Genomic DNA, 17,605 nt, shown 5'->3' on the forward strand with positions numbered 1-17,605 from the left:
TCCTATTGCAGGTACTCAAAATAATCCTATTAAATGTGAGCATTCAGACTTTGTACTAGATGTTATGAATGTTCGAGTCATTGATGGTGATACTTTGGAGGTTATAACACCTAATGGGCAGTCAGAGCGTATACGTTTATTTGGCATCGATGCGCCAGAATCCAAGCAAAGTCATGGTGCCTATAGCACTGAAAAATTACAAGAATGTGTTAATAACACTAATGTTAGTATCGAATGGAAGGAAAGAGACTTTTACAAACGTGTAGTTGGAAAAGTAGTTGCAGATGGAAAAGACTGCAATCTAAATCAGTTGCAGCAAGGAGCTGCATGGCATTATAAAAATTATCAAAAAAACCAAATTGAATACGATCGCTTAGCTTACTCTAACGCTGAGGTAACTGCACGTACTGAAAGTCGCGGATTATGGGCTAAGCTTGATGTAGTAGCACCATGGGACTACAGAAAACGCTTGAATAAGAATTATGAGTTTAACAGTACGTTATATGACCTAGAGAAAGCATCTTGTAATACTAATGGTATTATTACAGATAATAATTTAGTTATAGATTAGATTTCTGTCGTGCTATTAATACCAATTAATTACTATTAATAATAAAGATGGTGCTACAGATAGATAATTGGGGCGGTTCATTTTTGGCTTTATTGAAGTGTCCGAGACTAAAAAGATGGTACAACTAACTTGCTTTATTACTTAACCTGCTATTACTAAAAATTATACGAAACCAAAAGTTGCTAATATATAAAGCTACTAGCCTACTGTATATATGTTAATGGAGCATCTTATTAGCACAACTGTTGCATCAATAAAATAATTGAAAATCATATATAACGCTTTATTATGATCAATAATCGACTAATATAAAAGGATTAGCAGCGTTCAAAATAAGTGTAAAGGAGACAGTGTATGCGAGGAGTTAATCTTGTGATAATTATTGGTACCTTGGGGGCAGACCCTGAGGTTCACAAGTTCGGTAACGGTGGTAGCGTAACTAATATCTCTGTAGCCACTAGTGAGCAGTGGACGGATAAGAGCACGGGGCAGAAGCAAGAAAATACCGAATGGCACCGTGTAGCTTTATTTAATAAATTAGGCGAGGTCGCCCAACTACTAAAAAAAGGTATGAGTGTTTGTATAGAGGGGAGTGTGCGCACGCGTAAGTATCAGGATGCTAATGGTCAAGATAAGTATACGACAGAGGTTAGAGCAGATAAGATGTTAGTCTTATCGGATGCAACTGATACTTTTACAACGCAGCCAGAGCAAGAGACAATAGAGGTCAGTACTAAGACAAAGAAAGATGATTTTGTAGCGCCGCCGTTTGCATCTGTAGAGCCACCTGTCAAAAATGATTTTGTACCGCCACCCTTTACCATGGCTAATGACGAAGCAAAACCAAAGGCAAATGCCTTTATAGCACCGCCTTTCTAACTTAGTAAGGTTATAGTATTTAAGAATCATCAGAGTGAATAGCGTGCTTATATTGAGTATACGTATAACATAGAGCGGGCACGGCTCATAGCCACATAAGCTTCATTCTTATTATCGACCAGATCGTTTCGATGTCCAAGAGAGAAAACAATATCATTCTCCAGACCCTTAAATTCTGCGCTCTCCAATAGGCTAATAGCTGCAGGAGGAAAGTGACCAATAGAGTAGTTGTCACAGCGCCTAATAGTGTAATTCTGCGCCAAGCTGCTTTTTAATATGTCTCTTTCAATATCGGGATAGGCATGTACTAAGGTAGACGATAGGAGGATGGTTATTTGAGAATAGTCAATGACGTCTGCATTAATCAGACTATCTATGTCTTTGTCTATTTGGCAGATTAGATCAGCAATATTATCAAAATCTTTACTGATTACCGGCAAGCCTTCTCCTGCTCCTGTAACCCCCATATCTGCATTGAGCCACTCTTTGAGCGTTTGCAAAATCTGTTGCGTATTGCGACAATTGGTCGTCAACGGTACGGTCGCTGGCTGATATCCTTGCAGCCTATCCAATACTGTTAGATCAGTATATCCGCAAAGGCCACTTTGTTGGTTTATATCCATAAATAGGCACCACCTACCATATTCTAACCCGCCATCAAGCAGCTCAGCTAAAGTCGTGACTACCTCCTCATTTAATATATCTTGGGCCTCATCCACTATCAGTACTTCAACAGCCAATTGGCTACGCCGTATAGATGCCTGAATACCTTCAACTGTTTGTATAATTAAATTGGGGTGGGAGTAATGGTATTGCAAATAGCTTTGTAGCCAAGAGGAGTGGCAGACAAGGGCCGTCTTTCTGCCTTGCTGGGCCCAATGCATGGCAAGTCTAACAGCCATAAAAGTCTTACCGGTACCTGCACCACCCGTACATAAGACTCGAGGGTTAGCAACAATAATATTGGTCAGCTGTAATTGAGCTTCTGTTAAAGTCTCTATATTGTCGCTGATAGTGCTGATGATATCGCCTTTATAGACGACCGCTTCAAAGCTCGGTCTTAAGTACTCAACAACTTGGGTGATAGCTGCCTCACTAGCGGTAAGTCCATTATTCTTAGATAACCAATATTTAAATAGTTTGTTTAACCATCCTTGCAAGTCCCTATAAGCTAATGAGCCGCAAAGTACCTCTGCCTCCCATTCTGCTCCTTGCGCAGTGATATTACAGTCTGGAGTGATGACCCCGTACCCTATACTAAACTGATTGATAATATCGTGAGGTAAGTTCGCTTGTAATTTGCGCTGTAGACCATGCAGCGCAGATTGGGCTTGCCGAAAAGGACTCTCAAAACTCTTATCCGTTTTCCCAAAGCGATTGGTAAAGTGCCATTGCCCATTATCACAAGCGACTTGGCCTCCTTTTACTTCCAAAACGTAAAGCCCAGAGGGGCAAATCACTAAGAAATCGATCTCGCCAAATCTTTTGTACTCATGCCAAGTTAGATTTAAAGAGTGTAGGGCGTAGTAAGCGTCGTTTTGATTGGTAAAGGCCTGAGTCAAACGGTCAAATACTTTAAGCTCGGCTTTGCTGTCACCGGGATAAGCCCTGTTAGGTACCATTTTCATATTAAAGCTTACTACGCATAGACTTTTCAGTTTTAGGTTTAATATATTTTAAGCTTTTCATCAAGGCTAAAAACTTCTCTTTCTCAATGATTTCTTTTATAGTAATTTTTTCCTTAGACTTCACCTTTAAATACTTTGCGGTTGTTTCGAAATTATAACTACCATTAGGAAAGCTAACCTCGTAGTCAATACAATCCCACTCATTTTCTTGAATAAGTAATTTTGCTGCCTCTTCCTGTTTTTTATACCAAGCCAATTTTAAATGATGCCGAATAGGCAACGGAAACTCAATAGGTTGCTTAGCTTTAACCTCAATAGAGTCTAATGTAATCTCATTATTGTCAGAAATAATAGGCTGTATAAAGTGTGCCATGAGTAAAGACATAGCTATATTCATATTTGCATAGCCCTTTATCCAGTCAGGAAGCTTAAGCCAACCACAGTTAGCGGCTACCATAATTGCAGTAAGCACCACCTCGATTTCGTTCAGTTTGGCAGTTTCTATTTCAAAAAATCTATCTAAATCGTCAGAATGGAAGAATGAAATGAGCAGTCTATTCAAAGGTCTGGCAGAATAAGTAACCATTAAGTCATCAAAGGATTTATTGCCTAATCCGCCCATGCTAGATAAGTCCTTAACGAACTGTTTGCTATTTTCATCACTAGCTTTGTTCTCTAACATGGTAATAATCGTACTTTTTGAACTTGCTGAGTTACTAGACCGAATAATAATCTCTAAAACTTCAATAAAAATTGCGCTAGCAGGATCCTGAATTAAGGTAGTTGGATTTAGAGTCCAGCTGCAAAAGTTTGCTAAAATATCGTTTAAAGGAGCATTGGGTTCGTTTTCAGAATTATCATTAGACTCTTCAGTTATAGGATGCTTTAAGAGCGTTAATAAAGTTTGTAAGGCGGGTTCGTTGACGTTACCAAGTACGCTTAAAAGTGCATATATAGCGGCAAAAGAGTTGGTTGAAGGGTAGTCGATAGGTAAAGGGTCGTAATTTATAGTCGTAACCGACTCTGGTGACTTCTCTAATTTATTTTTACTCGGTTTAAAGAGCTGCTTACTCGTTGATATTTTATAAAGTGTGAGGTCAACTCCATTAGTATCTTTAGTCTTGTCCACTATTTTCTTTTTGGTTTCATCATTGGGTAGCTTGATAGATTTAATCAGACCAGTAGCCAGAATAGACGGTATTAATACCAATGTGGTATCAAAATTTGCTCTATACTCTTCGTTTTGCAACTGTTCTATACTGGTGGAGCGCCATTGAGCTTCCACCGTAGAATAAATCCAGATATTACCAACATAATCGGTTAGATTTATTTCTAATAGCACTGGCTCCAGTATTTTATTTTCTTCTATACTGTTGTCTCGCGCCCATTGCGGGACACTAGTACCAAAAATAGGAATCCAACCTGGGTAGTCTCCCAAGCTGTCTTTATAGTATTTTCTATCACCTACAAATGCTGTATGGATAATATTCATCGCTAAGTACATCAATAAATTCTGATGGTTCGTCACAAAATACCACTGGCTTGGTAGAGAGTTTGTTTGTTTATTGGACATGTTGTGCTTATCCTTATCTGTTTTGGTAAATAATTCTAATTGCTGTGCCATGAGGTATGCGTAGCCAAAATAGTAGGGTCGTCTGGAAGTAAGGTATTCATCAAAGGATTATTGGTACCTTGTTCTCTTAATAAGAATAACTTTTCACGTGCTCTAGATGTCATAACATAGAAGCGTTTTTTAATAAACTCATGATCCGAGCTGAAGTTTCTATGTTCATCTATATCCGCTAAAAAGACAGTATCAAACTCTAGTCCTTTACACGACTGTGCGTTGATTAAAGCGACTCCCCCCTGAGTGAAGTTTATTTCCATTTCTTTACCATGGCGGTAATAACTGATTACAACCTCATTAAACCTTGCTTCCTGTCGTTGTTGACTTTGTAATTGCTCAAGATACTTATCCATAACTTTATTATTTGGACAAATGATACCAATGAGCTTATCGCTATAGTCCATAGCTTGTATTAAAATACTTTCTGTCAGTTGTGGAAAGTGGTCTGACCGATAGGTGTATAAGCAGGGAATATTGCCATACCTAGCTTCTGGATCTGGTAGTTTAGGAGAAGGGGTGGCTTTATCGACATAAAAACATCTACTAAACTTCGCTATTTGATAGGTATTGCGCCAATTCTCTGTAAGAATATGCACCTCATCGGGCTCCAACCCCATGATGGTCTGCAATTCTTTGATACTGCTGCAATCCTCCTTGATTTGTTGGTTTTGATCAGCCACGACAAAGAAATCTTCAAAAAATAAATTGACTAAAGCTTCATAGAACTGCGGTGGCATATCTTGACCCTCATCAATAATAAGAGTAGAGAGATAGTTGGTATTTTCGCTTTGATTGTTTTCATCATCCATAAAGCTAGCGGTTTGTGAAATGACTTGTTGCCAGTCTATCTCGGAAAAGCCATTTTTCTGCTCTATCTTAGGAACAGATTGAGAGAATAACTCTCTGTAGAGCTTATACAGCCAACTCTGCCACTGCACATTATGCAAACCCTCACCAAATAACTGCTCATTAGATTTTAATAGAGTATGGTTATAAGCCAAGCATTTATAAGGCTGATTTTCTCTAGCTAAGCGCCGTGCTCTCATTAAAGCAACTACAGACTTGCCGGTACCAGGCCCACCAGCCACAAGATGCTGTCCTTCCAAAGGTAAGTCAATAATAGCATCTTGCTCTTTGGTCAAGTCATCAATGTCAGGTAGTTTAAAACGTCTAGGGGCCATGCTCATAGGTCCTTATTATTATGATTTAGGTTTGATAAGGGTAAGTATCGATGGTAAGTTAATAGCGTTATTGCCTTTGATAAATATACGATCCAACAGAATATTGCCGCAAAAACAACTGGTCTCAGGTAATAACTCACAAGCATGGCAGGCGGCTTTATTTAACAGTCCTACCCCTTGACCTTCATGGCTTGCACACACAGGGTCTAAGGAGCACCATCGAGCCTTCTCAAAAGCTTTACTTATGATCTTTTCTAAGCGCTGTGGTTGCGCAAGTTCTGCTAGGCCTCCCAAAGTACCATCTACATCAGGAATAGCCACATAAATTAAAATACCTGCCATAGTAAGCTCTTCACTTTGCGAGGCATATATTCTCTCTTTTAAGGAAGCTGAAGGGTAACCCGCTTGAATTTCTAACTCTTTAATTAATAGATGAGATAGGGCATGTAAAAACATGAATCTAGGAGAGATGGCAATATCAGGGTCAAACTGGATATTTGTCTTAGCGTATCGAGCAATAAAGTCTTGAGTACGCGCTTGAACAGCGGGTATTTTTTCCCATTCTGCGACTATATCTTCATTAAAACCAACAAATATACCTTCACCGTAAAGTTCAAGCGCAGGTAGCCAGTCAGTTTCTTCATTTATCGCCGGTGGTACAATGGTAACTTCTTCATCACCCATCTCTCCTCCGCGAGTGAACCCTTTGAATACCATGATTTCTTTAAGCTTTCTAATCTCTACTACGCTAGTAATAAGTTGATTTAATTTACTACTGATACTTTCGCTATTTCTGTTTTGCAAAAACGAGTGCCATTGCTCACTAAGATGATTGGTTACGAAATCTTCGTCTTCATTTAGATCGGGGATAGGGTCTAAAATAGCTTGGTACTCTGACTCAAGTAATTTGAGAGTGGTTATTTGTTTGTCTATGTAGGGGAAGCCGTCCTCAATTTGAAAAATAGCCTCATCAATTTCTGCCACAGTACAATGCAACTCAGTAGCCAATCTTTTCTTGCTGGATTTTTTTTGCAATGGGGTCTTTGCAGAGGTGATTTTTTCGCGCAGGCTTGGGCTGCAGTAAAGTTTTGCCACTACACTATCACGCTCGATACGGGATTCTGGTGGGATGACTAAAGCACTTGTCGTCACTGATCTATGGATACGGGTATCGTTAATCTCCATAACTTCAGCAAGCTCCTTACTATCTGACTCTGATGGATTTTCCTTTAGCCAAGGTTGTATCCAAGCATGATAGGGAAGCCTCAAGCCAGAGTTGACATTATTACTAGCCTTACATACGGTGCATACAATAGTTCTTTTGTTTAACAACTTTAGTTTTAAAGGCGCTCTACCACATTGTGTTTGATCAGGATTTTTACTGTCTTTATGGGCTAAATAATGCCAATCTAAATCTGCAACATGGCCTTCACTATGGACTAACACTAAAGATACTTGGGTTAATAGCTTTTTGCAGGGCTGATTGTACTTATTGTATCCTTGACAGATAGGCGTATTCGTCTGCTGATCCATCCACGGTTTATAGTGCATTAATCCGCAGGAGTTACAGGACATCCAAGCGGGAAAGCGTGAAGCTGGGATACAGGCACCATCGGGCTTATCATGTTTGTCTAATTGCGCAATAGGAGGTTCTCTAAGTGACTCCTCAATGCCCAAGGCTGCCTTAACTTGCTCAACAAACATAATTTCGCGAGTGCCCAAACTGCCGTCTCTATTTGTCCATTGTCTTATATCCTGAATAATCATTAGATAGTCAGGCCCACGAACTACCGAACCGACTGAGCAATGCGTTAATAGGTGAGATAGCCTAACTGGCAAATATTGATAGTTATCATTGTTCATATTAATTTTACCAATCCTGTATTTTCTACATTACGCATAGAGTTTAAGGTCGCCCACTCACCATTTCTAGGTTTACCATGATGGTAAAGTAGGCTGTCTTTAGTTTTATCTTTAGCCTGATAACACTTTTGGTTAATAGAAGGCGTCTCTACAAAGTAATGCCATTCGTTGACCAGTTGTTCCATATTAGCTTCAATATCTGCTTGTCTTTCTGGGTCGGCTTGAACACAGCGTCTGGTATAGGCTTGGATAACGGATTGAGTGTGAGTGTCTTCTTTATTAAAGGCTCCAGCACCATTATTATTTGCTAAAGATTGAATCGAGTGGCGTAAGGCAATGACCAAGCCTGCATGCAACGCCCTTTTTCTGGCCTGAAAGGTATAAGGTGTCACACTGGTCGGTTCGACATGACGATAAAAAGATTGATGATAAGCTTTAAAATTTTCATAGTGAGAAAGGCTGCGACTTTGATCCCTATAATAGTTGGCAATGACGAGACCTGGTACCTTGCTACGACCTACTCGACTGCTAGCCTGGATATATTCAGCTGTGGTTATAGGCTGGCCATTAATAACCATGAGGGCCATACGACTCACATCTAACCCTACTGATACCATATTGGTGGCTAAAGCGATATCTATAGCCTCAGAATTATCCCGCTTAAGTGCGAGACGAGAGAAGGTAGTTTCATTTTGTTGAGCGGTAGAGTTGCTCGTCAACTGTGCGATAGTGAGTTGTAGACGACTTTGCATCAAGCGATAGGTAGGGTCTTGCTCAGCTTGTTTTGGGTCAATGCCTTGGTTTTGTAGATACTCATTCATCAAACGTTGGCAGAAATCCTTTACCAAGATATTAAAGCTATTGTGACTGTTACCCACTCCTTTTAAACTGCCGTGATAGACCAGCATCGTCCACCAAGCATCCAACAATGCTTCGGCATCGCTAGATTCTGAAAAAAGAACAATAGGCGCCATAAGCAGAGCGGCGGCTAAAGGAGCTAAGTTTTTTTGACGGCTAAGCATGGGAGCAAGATATCCTAGATATAAACGTCCTGGTTCTTGCTCAAGGGAGACCACTTTGGCAAAGTAAGAGTCGTCTGAACTAATCCCTGCCGGAGGAAAGATAGCAGGCTGGCGCGCAAACAGTTTATTGACCTGTGATCTAGCCTCTTTAATAGTGGCAGTTGAAGCTATATATTTTGGATAAATATTTTTTTGTTCAATGACTGTGGAAATAGCAGCCTCATAGATACCCGCAATTGAGCCTAAAGCACTAGAGATAAGATGCAGCTCATCTTGAATAATTAATTCAGGAGGACGGTTGCCATGCTTGCCAAAAAAAGCTTGAGTATTTTCATTCCATGCCAACATGGCAAATTTATCTAGAGTACCTACTAATAGGGTAGGAGGGCGTTCGTAGAGCACTTCATCGACAACGTGGCATGGAAGACTAATCGAGTGTTTGCCATAGTCACAGCGAGGATTGGTGCAATAAAAACTAAAAGAATGTGAGGTAATTTTTACATTATCATCGATAGCCGTAAATGGTGCCTGACACCAAGGGCAGGCCGTTATAACAAATTTACTGATTTCGTCCTGCTTACCACTTTTAATTTTATCGACGATATCTTGCGCTTGATTCAAGTTATTAGGACTACTGCTAGAGCCCACCCACAATCCTATACTAATCTCTTCTGAGCCAAGACGCGAATCACTACGGCGCATAAGCTCCATAGCGCAAATAAGCCTACAGGCCCGCATAAATTGTTGGGTAGTTAACAATCTCAGCGTATAGCGCATAAAACTAACCGTTCCTCCCGATGAGGCAGAAAACTTTAGGCGTCGCCAAAAGATAACAAAAGCGGCAACCGCTAGATAAGCTTCAGTCTTACCGCCCCCTGTAGGAAACCAAATTAGGTCCACCTCTTCTCTATGACGATCATTCTCATCGACACACGAGGCTAAACTTAGTAAAAAAAATGCCAGCTGAAAAGGTCGCCATTCTGGTATTTCAAAACCAGATTGTTGCATTTGCTGCATCATAGCTTTATTGGCTAAACCAAAGGATTCACAAACATAATCATCATTTCTTAGCAGTACTATACCCTGACGCATACGCTGTTCAGCAATATGCATCCGCTCAATAATGTCTAACCCAACTCGCTTTTTAGGCTCTTCGAAACTGTGAACATTGGTAGTTTGCTTGTTGATCCAAGCCACGTAACCATCTACAAAGTCAGTCAGTATCTTACAGATACTCTCGCGATGGTCTTTTATTAAAGACAAGTTCTCTAATGATAAGATATTGAATTCAGACTCAATATCTATAGCAGCGGTAATATTAGGGACTTCATAAGTGGGTAGGAAATCAGAATAAATGCGCTGAACTATACCTTCCTGTACCGTCCAATCTACAGCAGCACCGTGGCCAATCGCATAGACCTTTTTATGCTGATACTGCAAGTGTAATTCTTGATATTCTTGGCTTAAGTCCTGATAGCTGACATCTGGATATTCCCCAATACGTCCTTTATCAATATAACAGTCCAACTGAATTTCAAATAAAGATTTGAATACTTTTTGCCAATAATCGTTACTAGTAGTTGGGTCTTGAGCTTGGATGCTATGGATGGTTTGTTTGTTAACCATAGACACGGTAACTATTTTACCGTCCTCATGGGCAAACTCTAACACACTGATAGAGCCTAAATACTCTGTATCCTGATTAACCTTCATGGGAAAGATAGGATATTCACCTTCGCGGTGAACTGTTAGGGCATACTCATCTCCGCCTAGCACCTCTCTAGTAAAGTGATGCTCCTTTGTAGCGGCAAATTTACCATTTTTTCTAATCTTACCCTGATCGTCTATCGATAAGTCATTAGAAAGTTTATAACGACTTGCCTGGGCAATTATTTGGAGCTGCCAGTCGCTGTTTGCGACAAAAAAAGAGAATCCTATGGATGATGGCGGGACATATCTACGTTTAACGAAGATTTCATCCTCTCCCTCTTCAGCAGCCTTATTGACAGTAATGTCGTCCGTATCTTCACAAGCAGGGTCTAAACCATCGCCGCTTTTATCAATAGGGTAGAGCACCCCTACAGGGTAGCGATCCAAAGGAGATATGCCTATTAAGTCTCCGTTAGTAGTGGTTGTTGCGGGTCCCACCAGTTGACGTTTTAACCATTCGGTTAATTGTGATCGAGCATTTTTATACTCTTGCATATCCATAGTTCTACATCTTAATAGTCATTATATAGTTAGTGGTATTGTCATAGATAAATTATTTGACACGCCTCAGCTAGATGAGGGTCAACCGTATCCTGTTTAAGAAGCCATTTTAGATACTCAGCATTATCCGAATGGGTCGCTAAATCTGTAATCGAGTACTTTAGCACTATTTCCGTTTTATCTTTTCTAAATAATCAAGATATTGAGTTGTAGAGTCTTTTTTGACATTAAGGTTCTGAATATTATCTGTACGTTGAGTTCTTATTATTCTTGGCTTAGACTTAGCTTTTAATGGCTGTTTACTTATAACATTAGTTGTGGATTTTCTTTCATAAGTGTTCGATGCTACTTTATCTCTTGGAATACGGACAAATCGTTCCTTAACGACTGTTTCAACCTCACTATTTGTGCTAATAATTTCTTCATTAATTAGCTTTAGTTCAGACGTAAGATGTTCATTACTTTTTTCTAGGTTACTGATATGCGTCTGACCCCTTTTAATAACTTCTTTCAATCTGCTTATTTCATCATTTACTTCTGCAAACAATTTGCTCTTTTCGATCAACTCATTCTCTAATTCAGTTTTTTCATAAGCTAAGTTATGGTAGATAGGTAGAGCGACTGGTTTTCTTTTCTTGTTCTTTCCTATTCGTTGGTCTGTTGCTATCTCAACAGGACGCTTGCCTTCCATACCAAGGTCTAACTCCAACATCTCACACCACTCGTCCAACATCATTAGTTCATTTTTGAGTTGATAAATCTTATCATCTTTATTCTCAAGTATATTGACTGGTTCAAGGTTAGGTTCTAACATTGAAGTTAATGATAAGATTCGTTCATCTTTATCTGCCAATTCAGTAGTTAGGTACTGGTTAATAATAAGTTGATTGTGAAAGACACTTTCATAGTGACTGCGACGATTTTTAGCCGTGATCATCTCAGATTTAGTTTCTTCTATTCTATATTCTAGTTTTTCAATTATTTTATTTAAGTTCTCAATCTTTTTATCTCTATCTTGAAGAGTCTCTAGTACATTGGTTGTTGTGCCATGTATTGACTCAAACTCAGACCTATATTTTGCAACTGCTTCACGTAACAAATCTATGACTTTTTGCTTGTTTTTCAGCCGCTTTTCTAACTTTAAATTTTCTTCATATACTTCGATAACTTCATCAAAGTCAGGATCGGTAACAATTTTAAGTACTTTTTCATATTCTACTTGAACCAGCTCTAGCTCTTTAGAGATTTTGTTTTTAATAAAACCTAAGTCTTTGCTAGAGCTCTCCTCGTCAATAGCATTCACCTGACGCTTAGATTCTTCTAGGCTTTCATATAATCGCTCTAGGTTGTCTTCTAAAAACTTTGCAAGTCCCATGTAGTAAATCCTTAAGCAACTAAGTAGATTGTAATCAAGTTTATAAAACAAAAGAGGTCTGTCTGAGTTTAGCAGCAGACTACTTTGGGTATCTAAGCCTGAATAACTATAAGCGGATTTAGCTTTAGTATTTAACTATTCAAAGCGTTTTTTTGAAGTGCCAGGATTAACTCTAACTAAATAGTTCAGTCAAGAAATATCAGGATTTAGCAGTAACTCAGGTAGTCCATCATAATTAACATATACCACCGCATTTTGATGGAAGTCACAACACAGTTTTATACTGGTTTCTTTATCTATTGGATAGGCGAAGAAACTATCTTCTCGCCACTTACCGTCTTTACTTTCACCGTAGCCGTCAGTCACATTTAAATCTTGTTTAAGTAGTTCTTCTTTTAAGGTTTGATTAGATTTTTGGTTCTCTTCAAGCGCAAGCTCTTTACCTAGCGGGTTCCAGGCCGTGATAAAAAATCCGCCAGCTGGAGCAAATGGCTGTAAAAGAAAGGCAACTTTCGAGGAACGCTTATCAACATTAAGTAAGGTGTCGCCAAAGTAGTAATTGGTTTGTTGATAAGCTTCTAAAAGGGAAGGGTCTAACATAAATAGCTCGCTAAGTTATGTTTTCTAATCGTTTGTTCAGTATATAAAGTATACTTAGGAATTGAAGAAGAGGCTATAGAAGAAGTTTTATATTTGAGATGAAAAAATTGGTGGTATTCTAAAAAGTATGCTGGCGATAAGAGTCAATAAGAAACCTATGCTACGTTCTCTATTTCTACAGGGCTTTCAAAGCTTCAAAAATTGTTTATATTTAAATCAGCATGCTCTTGTTGCCCCACATAAATAACTACTGTATTTTGAAAGGATTATTATTGTGCCCTCTGCTGACTTTCAGCTCAACTTTCTAAGACGCATTCAATGGTTACTTGAGTCTAGCTCTTACACGTCTACTTATAAATTCGCTTTATTAATGGCGATGACTAATCTTTCTATAGAATCAGCTATTAGTGATAATAGTGAGTACAGTATTTCCTATGAAGAGCTAGCTGAGCAGTTTGTTCAGCTTTATTGGACACAAACACTACCATTTTCACATCAAGATGATGAATCTGTATTGAAACAGAGTAATGCAGGGGGTCAAGCTAAGGTTATTACTAGCATACTGAAGTTGCAACAAGAGACTAAAACTACCAGCATAAGTGTAGCTCGGACGCGTGATATTAAAAAGTGGGAGTCAACGATTGAAGAGGTTGCTCAGACCATTAAAAACAACCCGGCAAAGTATTTGCAAAGTGCACAAGATAAGGTCAGTCGTGAATTTTTATATGTTTATAATCCTAAAGCAAACGCGATAGTATTGATGCCTGGAATCGTATATTGCTTTAACCGTTTCAGTCAGATAATCCATAAACTCTGCCAACAATACTGGACTGAGTTTGTGCGTAAAAACCGTCACAATCAACCTTACTTTAGCGATGATATTGACCTGCAACAATTTCTATTTCATCAATCAAGACAAAACTTAAAAGTATTAGAGTCCATATTGATTGACACCCAACAAGGGCAGTGCTTCTATTGCCATAAAGCTTTAAAAAATAATATCGAGGTCGTTCATTTCATTCCTTGGTCGAAATACCCCATTGATACCACTCACAACTTTGTACTCACTGATCATAGGTGCAACAACAGCAAACGTGATTATCTTGCTGAAGAGTTATTTTATGAGAAGTGGTTAAAACGCAATCAACAATACGGAAATACTATTGAGCAAGAAGCAAAAACCATAGGTTTTATAACCAACCAGCAACGCTCAGAGACGATTAGCCAGTGGGCTTATCAAATAGCGGTGGAACATGAGGATTTGGTCTGGTCACCAAAACCAAGTATAAAATTGCGGCCAATTAATCCTGATGCACTGCCACAGCTTAGAGTCTGATAAATAGATATGTCACCTTATTACCAAACAATCGTTCAAAAGCACCCTTAACTATTATGATGAAAATGCCGTTGAGTTTGCTTGTCAAACGGTAAGCATAGATATGCATGATTTATACGAGCTATTTATTAATCAGCTCCCTCTAAAAGACACGCAATGTATTTTAGACGTGGGCTGTGGCTCAGGTAGAGATGCAAATTACTTTGCTGAACAGGGTTATGACGTAACAACAATAGATGCCAGCGCCGAGTTAATTCAGTGGGCTAAGCGACATCATATGTCGAGTAAAATTGATTGGCACCACTTAGACTTTAGCGGTATTGAAAAGCAGCCTTGGAAAAATAAGTTCACTGGCATTTGGGCTTGCGCCTCATTGCTACACGTCCCTTTTCTCGAACTACCTTTCATTATTAACTCGTTGTTAGATACCTTTACTGATGATGGGATGATGTACTTGTCATTTAAACATGGAGAACGGGAGCGAGTAGATGAGGAGCGCTTCTTTTGTGATATGGATGAATTACGTTGGAAAACCATTGTAGCTAAAATACCGCAAGTGATTGAATGCGATATCTGGTTGTCGGCCGATAAAAGAGTCGACTGTAAAAATGCATGGTTTAATGTGATGATAAAACGACAGAATAAGCATATTAAAAGTTCTTTAGAATGATGAGTAACAACTGACGATAAATGATATAAAACTTGGCGGGTAGATATGAGTGAGTCAATGGCATTTTTAAGATTGTTTGAATCAGATAGCCGAATGAATAAATACCAAAAGTTATTTAAACAGCTCATCTATGTTCTGTTAGAAGAAAACATTGAGTATGTCATCGTAGGCACGGTTGCATACTCAGAGTACGCACCTTCTCGTGCGACCACTAATATTAATTTCATGGTCTCTGAAAGTGACTGCTATAAACTTGAAAGCGTTCTTAAAGAATATGAGATTGATTTTATATGGAATGCCTACCAACAGCTCATCATTGCTGTCAAAGATGAAAGTGATGAGACTAAAAAATATCCTCTCGAACTTTCATTCCAAAGCGCCCATAAAGGTCTTACATTGAGTCAGCCCATACCTAAAGAGATATTTAGTGTGGCTGATGTACCTGTCGCTAGCCCTGAAATATTAGTGGCTCTATGGTGTTTGGCAGCAAGTAATGGCCACTCTAAGTCTTATTACGATGCCCAAATGATGATTAAGCTAAAGTTAGCAGATGTTGATAGATGCATTGCTGTGATTGAAAGTCTTCATGAAACTAATGCCAATAAAGTATTGCGCTCAATTCTCACAGGTAATGCTATGTATGTCGATACGATCAATATGGATGAGGCGCTGATGATGCCGTCTGAACTAATCCAAACTCATGAAGAGATTGAGCTGGCTAAAGCTCATCGCTATAACGCGGCGCAAGAGCGTCGGCGTCAATTATATAAGGGAATACAACAGGCAAAATAGGCGAATAATAAAAGCGCTAGCTTGATGCTACTTATATTTACGCACACTACTCTAGAGCATTCTTACAAGCTTTAGCCAAATAAGGATCAACCGTATCTTGTTTCAATAGCCATTTCAAATATCCAGCACCATCCGAATGAGTCGCTAAATCTGCAATAGCCTCACCTTTATGCTTACCAAAACTTAAATGCGTAGGTATACGCGCCATTTGGCTAAATTCATATAAGCTTTCCACATCATTTATCTCATGACCTTGGCTATTCGCCAAATCAATCAAACTACCTAGCACCAGCTCAGTAAAGTAAATGTCAGCAATGGCAGCATGTGCATCTCTTGCTTGAGCACGCGCTATATCACGATGAAAATGATAAAGGAGGGATACTAGCTTATGACTCTCAAGCGTAGGAAGCAGGAAGTTAGCCATTGCATTGGTGCAAATCAGATTAGGGGTATGAGTTACGCCCGCATTTTTAAGAACAGCCATATCAAAATCGATATTATGACCAATCAAATACGCAACACTGCTAGGTAGGCTGAAGTCTGTATGAGGTGGTTCGTCTGCCACATCTTCATCACAGATATGAGATATTGCCATAGAACCCAAGCTGATTTCTTTTAGAGGGTTGAAGCGCTTCGCTCTTGGTGCCTGCAATACATTTACCTTACCATTAATGACATCAACAATAGAGTAGGCGGCCTCAGTCATGTGTGGCTCACTCAGCCCTGTGGTTTCGGTGTCTAGTATGTATGTGGTCATAATTAGCCTTAGTAAATATGAGGAGCTTAGCAGTTTGGTATAAGTAGTTCCATTATATCAGTCTATTTTGAGTGGTCTATTAATAGGTTTGAAGGGTAAAATAATTATTTCTGCTGGGGGTGGTATGCGCCTAGCTAATACAGAATCCGTTATATGATTGAATCTACAGTTCTAATCAGAGGATTATCAACACCCATTGAAGGCTACAAGTATCATTGAGTTTTTATTAAAGCATCACCTAGCTTTATTTCCCTGAATAAAGGGCTAGGTTATACCCCCACAATAAGCATTAGGTTACTTGCGTTTTTTGCCTTTGGCTTCTAAATCTGTAGAGCTTAGGCGCTTTTCTTGAGTAAAAGTGACCGTCTTTGAGATCTTATTAACAGGCGCTTTCAACCTAACTGCTTTGTTACCTTCAAAATAAGCAAGGAATGCCTTTTGTTGTTCTTCTACAACCCACCCATTGCCAAACCCATCTATCTCTGTCGAAAATGTTTTAGATTTTTTATCCTTGGCTGATAGCGTTATCTCGCACTTAGTGAGGCTACAATCTGATGCAGTGTATTCATCAGGGATGCCAATAGACACCTCATAGCCTGATCCAATTATATTAGAGATAACGATGCTAAAACCGTCCTTGTCCGAAGCAATGGACGCAGCCACAAAACTTCTGCCAAAATCATCATCACCTGATGAGTAGTCCCATTTTTCGGCATTAGCCCCAAACGAAATCATTATAGCAACCAACCCTAACATCAACTTTTTCATTTTATACATCTCTTGTTTTATGAGCGCTCACTGCGACCGCTTTTGTATTTCATAGTTTTTTGCAATACTGCCACCACTACCTAACAGGATTAAATTATCATAATATCGTTTTTTAAACTCAAAAAGTAACACATAACCAATCGTGCTATACAGTCGTGTTTTCTTGAACCAATAAAGGCGTATTTCATGATATGTGCTTGGCAAAGTACGCCGTGACTTCGAGCATAGCTCTCATCTTGCTTTGGGAAGAAGCAGTGCTTCGCTTTATCCTTCCTCATCTAGAATGTATTGCTCGTCTTGCGCTGAGCTTGCGTTCAAGACGTTT

At 39.2% G+C, this 17,605-nt stretch carries 14 protein-coding genes; 5 read left to right on the forward strand and 9 right to left on the reverse strand.

Translation table 11 applies throughout. The annotated features are described in order from the left end of the window. Window positions 1-571: thermonuclease family protein (locus tag ACT3RN_RS03130; protein ID WP_444518455.1), on the forward strand; the 571-nt coding region annotated here is incomplete at its 5' end. Between the two features lie 354 nt (window positions 572-925). Then, the gene (ssb, locus tag ACT3RN_RS03135) at window positions 926-1,450 is read left to right on the forward strand and encodes a single-stranded DNA-binding protein (protein WP_444518456.1); all 525 of its coding nucleotides are present in this window, start codon (window positions 926-928) and stop codon (window positions 1,448-1,450) included. A 47-nt stretch (window positions 1,451-1,497) separates the two neighbouring features. On the opposite strand, the gene ACT3RN_RS03140 is transcribed toward ssb, so the two are convergent. From ACT3RN_RS03140 to ACT3RN_RS03170, 7 genes are all read right to left on the reverse strand, one after another. Then, on the reverse strand, window positions 1,498-3,078 hold the full coding sequence (locus tag ACT3RN_RS03140) for an NERD domain-containing protein (protein ID WP_444518457.1): 1,581 nt from the start codon (window positions 3,076-3,078) through the stop codon (window positions 1,498-1,500). Between the two features lies 1 nt (window position 3,079). Beyond that, window positions 3,080-4,702 carry a hypothetical protein gene (locus ACT3RN_RS03145; RefSeq protein WP_444518458.1) on the reverse strand — a complete coding sequence of 541 codons (1,623 nt, stop codon included), beginning with the start codon at window positions 4,700-4,702 and terminating at the stop codon, window positions 3,080-3,082. After that, window positions 4,687-5,886: an ATP-binding domain-containing protein gene (locus ACT3RN_RS03150; RefSeq protein WP_444518459.1), complete on the reverse strand. Its 1,200-nt coding sequence runs from the start codon at window positions 5,884-5,886 to the stop codon at window positions 4,687-4,689. The genes ACT3RN_RS03145 and ACT3RN_RS03150 overlap by 16 nt, the downstream gene beginning before the upstream one ends. An 18-nt stretch (window positions 5,887-5,904) precedes the next feature. Beyond that, complete coding sequence (drmB, locus tag ACT3RN_RS03155) at window positions 5,905-7,749, reverse strand: DrmB family protein (protein ID WP_444518460.1); 1,845 nt, start codon at window positions 7,747-7,749, stop codon at window positions 5,905-5,907. Further along, entirely contained in the window at window positions 7,746-10,982 is a 3,237-nt protein-coding gene (locus ACT3RN_RS03160; RefSeq protein WP_444518461.1) for a helicase-related protein, read from the reverse strand. Before ACT3RN_RS03160 ends, drmB begins: the two co-directional genes overlap by 4 nt. 166 nt (window positions 10,983-11,148) lie before the next feature. Next, window positions 11,149-12,357, reverse strand: a complete 1,209-nt coding sequence (locus ACT3RN_RS03165) for a hypothetical protein (protein WP_444518462.1) — start codon at window positions 12,355-12,357, stop codon at window positions 11,149-11,151. 189 nt (window positions 12,358-12,546) lie between these two features. Then, window positions 12,547-12,957: a DUF3293 domain-containing protein gene (locus ACT3RN_RS03170; protein ID WP_444518463.1), complete on the reverse strand. Its 411-nt coding sequence runs from the start codon at window positions 12,955-12,957 to the stop codon at window positions 12,547-12,549. A gap of 274 nt (window positions 12,958-13,231) precedes the next feature. Between ACT3RN_RS03170 and ACT3RN_RS03175 the strand changes: the two genes are divergently transcribed. From ACT3RN_RS03175 to ACT3RN_RS03185, 3 genes are all read left to right on the forward strand, one after another. Beyond that, on the forward strand, window positions 13,232-14,293 hold the full coding sequence (locus ACT3RN_RS03175) for an HNH endonuclease (protein ID WP_444518464.1): 1,062 nt from the start codon (window positions 13,232-13,234) through the stop codon (window positions 14,291-14,293). 103 nt (window positions 14,294-14,396) lie between these two features. Continuing rightward, on the forward strand, window positions 14,397-14,963 hold the full coding sequence (locus tag ACT3RN_RS03180; protein ID WP_444518465.1) for a class I SAM-dependent methyltransferase: 567 nt from the start codon (window positions 14,397-14,399) through the stop codon (window positions 14,961-14,963). Window positions 14,964-15,008: 45 nt separating this feature from the next. Continuing rightward, window positions 15,009-15,755 carry a hypothetical protein gene (locus ACT3RN_RS03185; RefSeq protein ID WP_444518466.1) on the forward strand — a complete coding sequence of 249 codons (747 nt, stop codon included), beginning with the start codon at window positions 15,009-15,011 and terminating at the stop codon, window positions 15,753-15,755. Between the two features lie 46 nt (window positions 15,756-15,801). On the opposite strand, the gene ACT3RN_RS03190 is transcribed toward ACT3RN_RS03185, so the two are convergent. Beyond that, window positions 15,802-16,512 carry a 3'-5' exonuclease gene (locus ACT3RN_RS03190; protein ID WP_444518467.1) on the reverse strand — a complete coding sequence of 237 codons (711 nt, stop codon included), beginning with the start codon at window positions 16,510-16,512 and terminating at the stop codon, window positions 15,802-15,804. A 294-nt stretch (window positions 16,513-16,806) separates the two neighbouring features. Beyond that, window positions 16,807-17,280, reverse strand: a complete 474-nt coding sequence (locus tag ACT3RN_RS03195) for a hypothetical protein (protein WP_444518468.1) — start codon at window positions 17,278-17,280, stop codon at window positions 16,807-16,809. Between the last annotated feature and the right edge of the window lie 325 nt (window positions 17,281-17,605).

The sequence above is a fragment of the Psychrobacter sp. AOP5-GZ1-6 genome (assembly GCF_052376345.1).
Taxonomy (GTDB): domain Bacteria; phylum Pseudomonadota; class Gammaproteobacteria; order Pseudomonadales; family Moraxellaceae; genus Psychrobacter.

Excerpts from the sequence above, each read along its gene's own strand:
- ACT3RN_RS03165 (WP_444518462.1), bottom strand. The coding sequence starts at position 12,357 with ATGGGACTTGCAAAGTTTTTAGAAGACAACCTAGAGCGATTATATGAA.
- ACT3RN_RS03140 (WP_444518457.1), bottom strand. The coding sequence starts at position 3,078 with ATGAAAATGGTACCTAACAGGGCTTATCCCGGTGACAGCAAAGCCGAG.
- ACT3RN_RS03195 (WP_444518468.1), bottom strand. The coding sequence starts at position 17,280 with ATGAAAAAGTTGATGTTAGGGTTGGTTGCTATAATGATTTCGTTTGGG.
- ACT3RN_RS03145 (WP_444518458.1), bottom strand. The coding sequence starts at position 4,702 with ATGGCACAGCAATTAGAATTATTTACCAAAACAGATAAGGATAAGCAC.
- ACT3RN_RS03160 (WP_444518461.1), bottom strand. The coding sequence starts at position 10,982 with ATGGATATGCAAGAGTATAAAAATGCTCGATCACAATTAACCGAATGG.
- ACT3RN_RS03190 (WP_444518467.1), bottom strand. The coding sequence starts at position 16,512 with ATGACCACATACATACTAGACACCGAAACCACAGGGCTGAGTGAGCCA.
- ssb (WP_444518456.1), top strand. The coding sequence starts at position 926 with ATGCGAGGAGTTAATCTTGTGATAATTATTGGTACCTTGGGGGCAGAC.
- ACT3RN_RS03150 (WP_444518459.1), bottom strand. The coding sequence starts at position 5,886 with ATGGCCCCTAGACGTTTTAAACTACCTGACATTGATGACTTGACCAAA.
- ACT3RN_RS03170 (WP_444518463.1), bottom strand. The coding sequence starts at position 12,957 with ATGTTAGACCCTTCCCTTTTAGAAGCTTATCAACAAACCAATTACTAC.
- ACT3RN_RS03185 (WP_444518466.1), top strand. The coding sequence starts at position 15,009 with ATGAGTGAGTCAATGGCATTTTTAAGATTGTTTGAATCAGATAGCCGA.
- drmB (WP_444518460.1), bottom strand. The coding sequence starts at position 7,749 with ATGAACAATGATAACTATCAATATTTGCCAGTTAGGCTATCTCACCTA.
- ACT3RN_RS03180 (WP_444518465.1), top strand. The coding sequence starts at position 14,397 with ATGCATGATTTATACGAGCTATTTATTAATCAGCTCCCTCTAAAAGAC.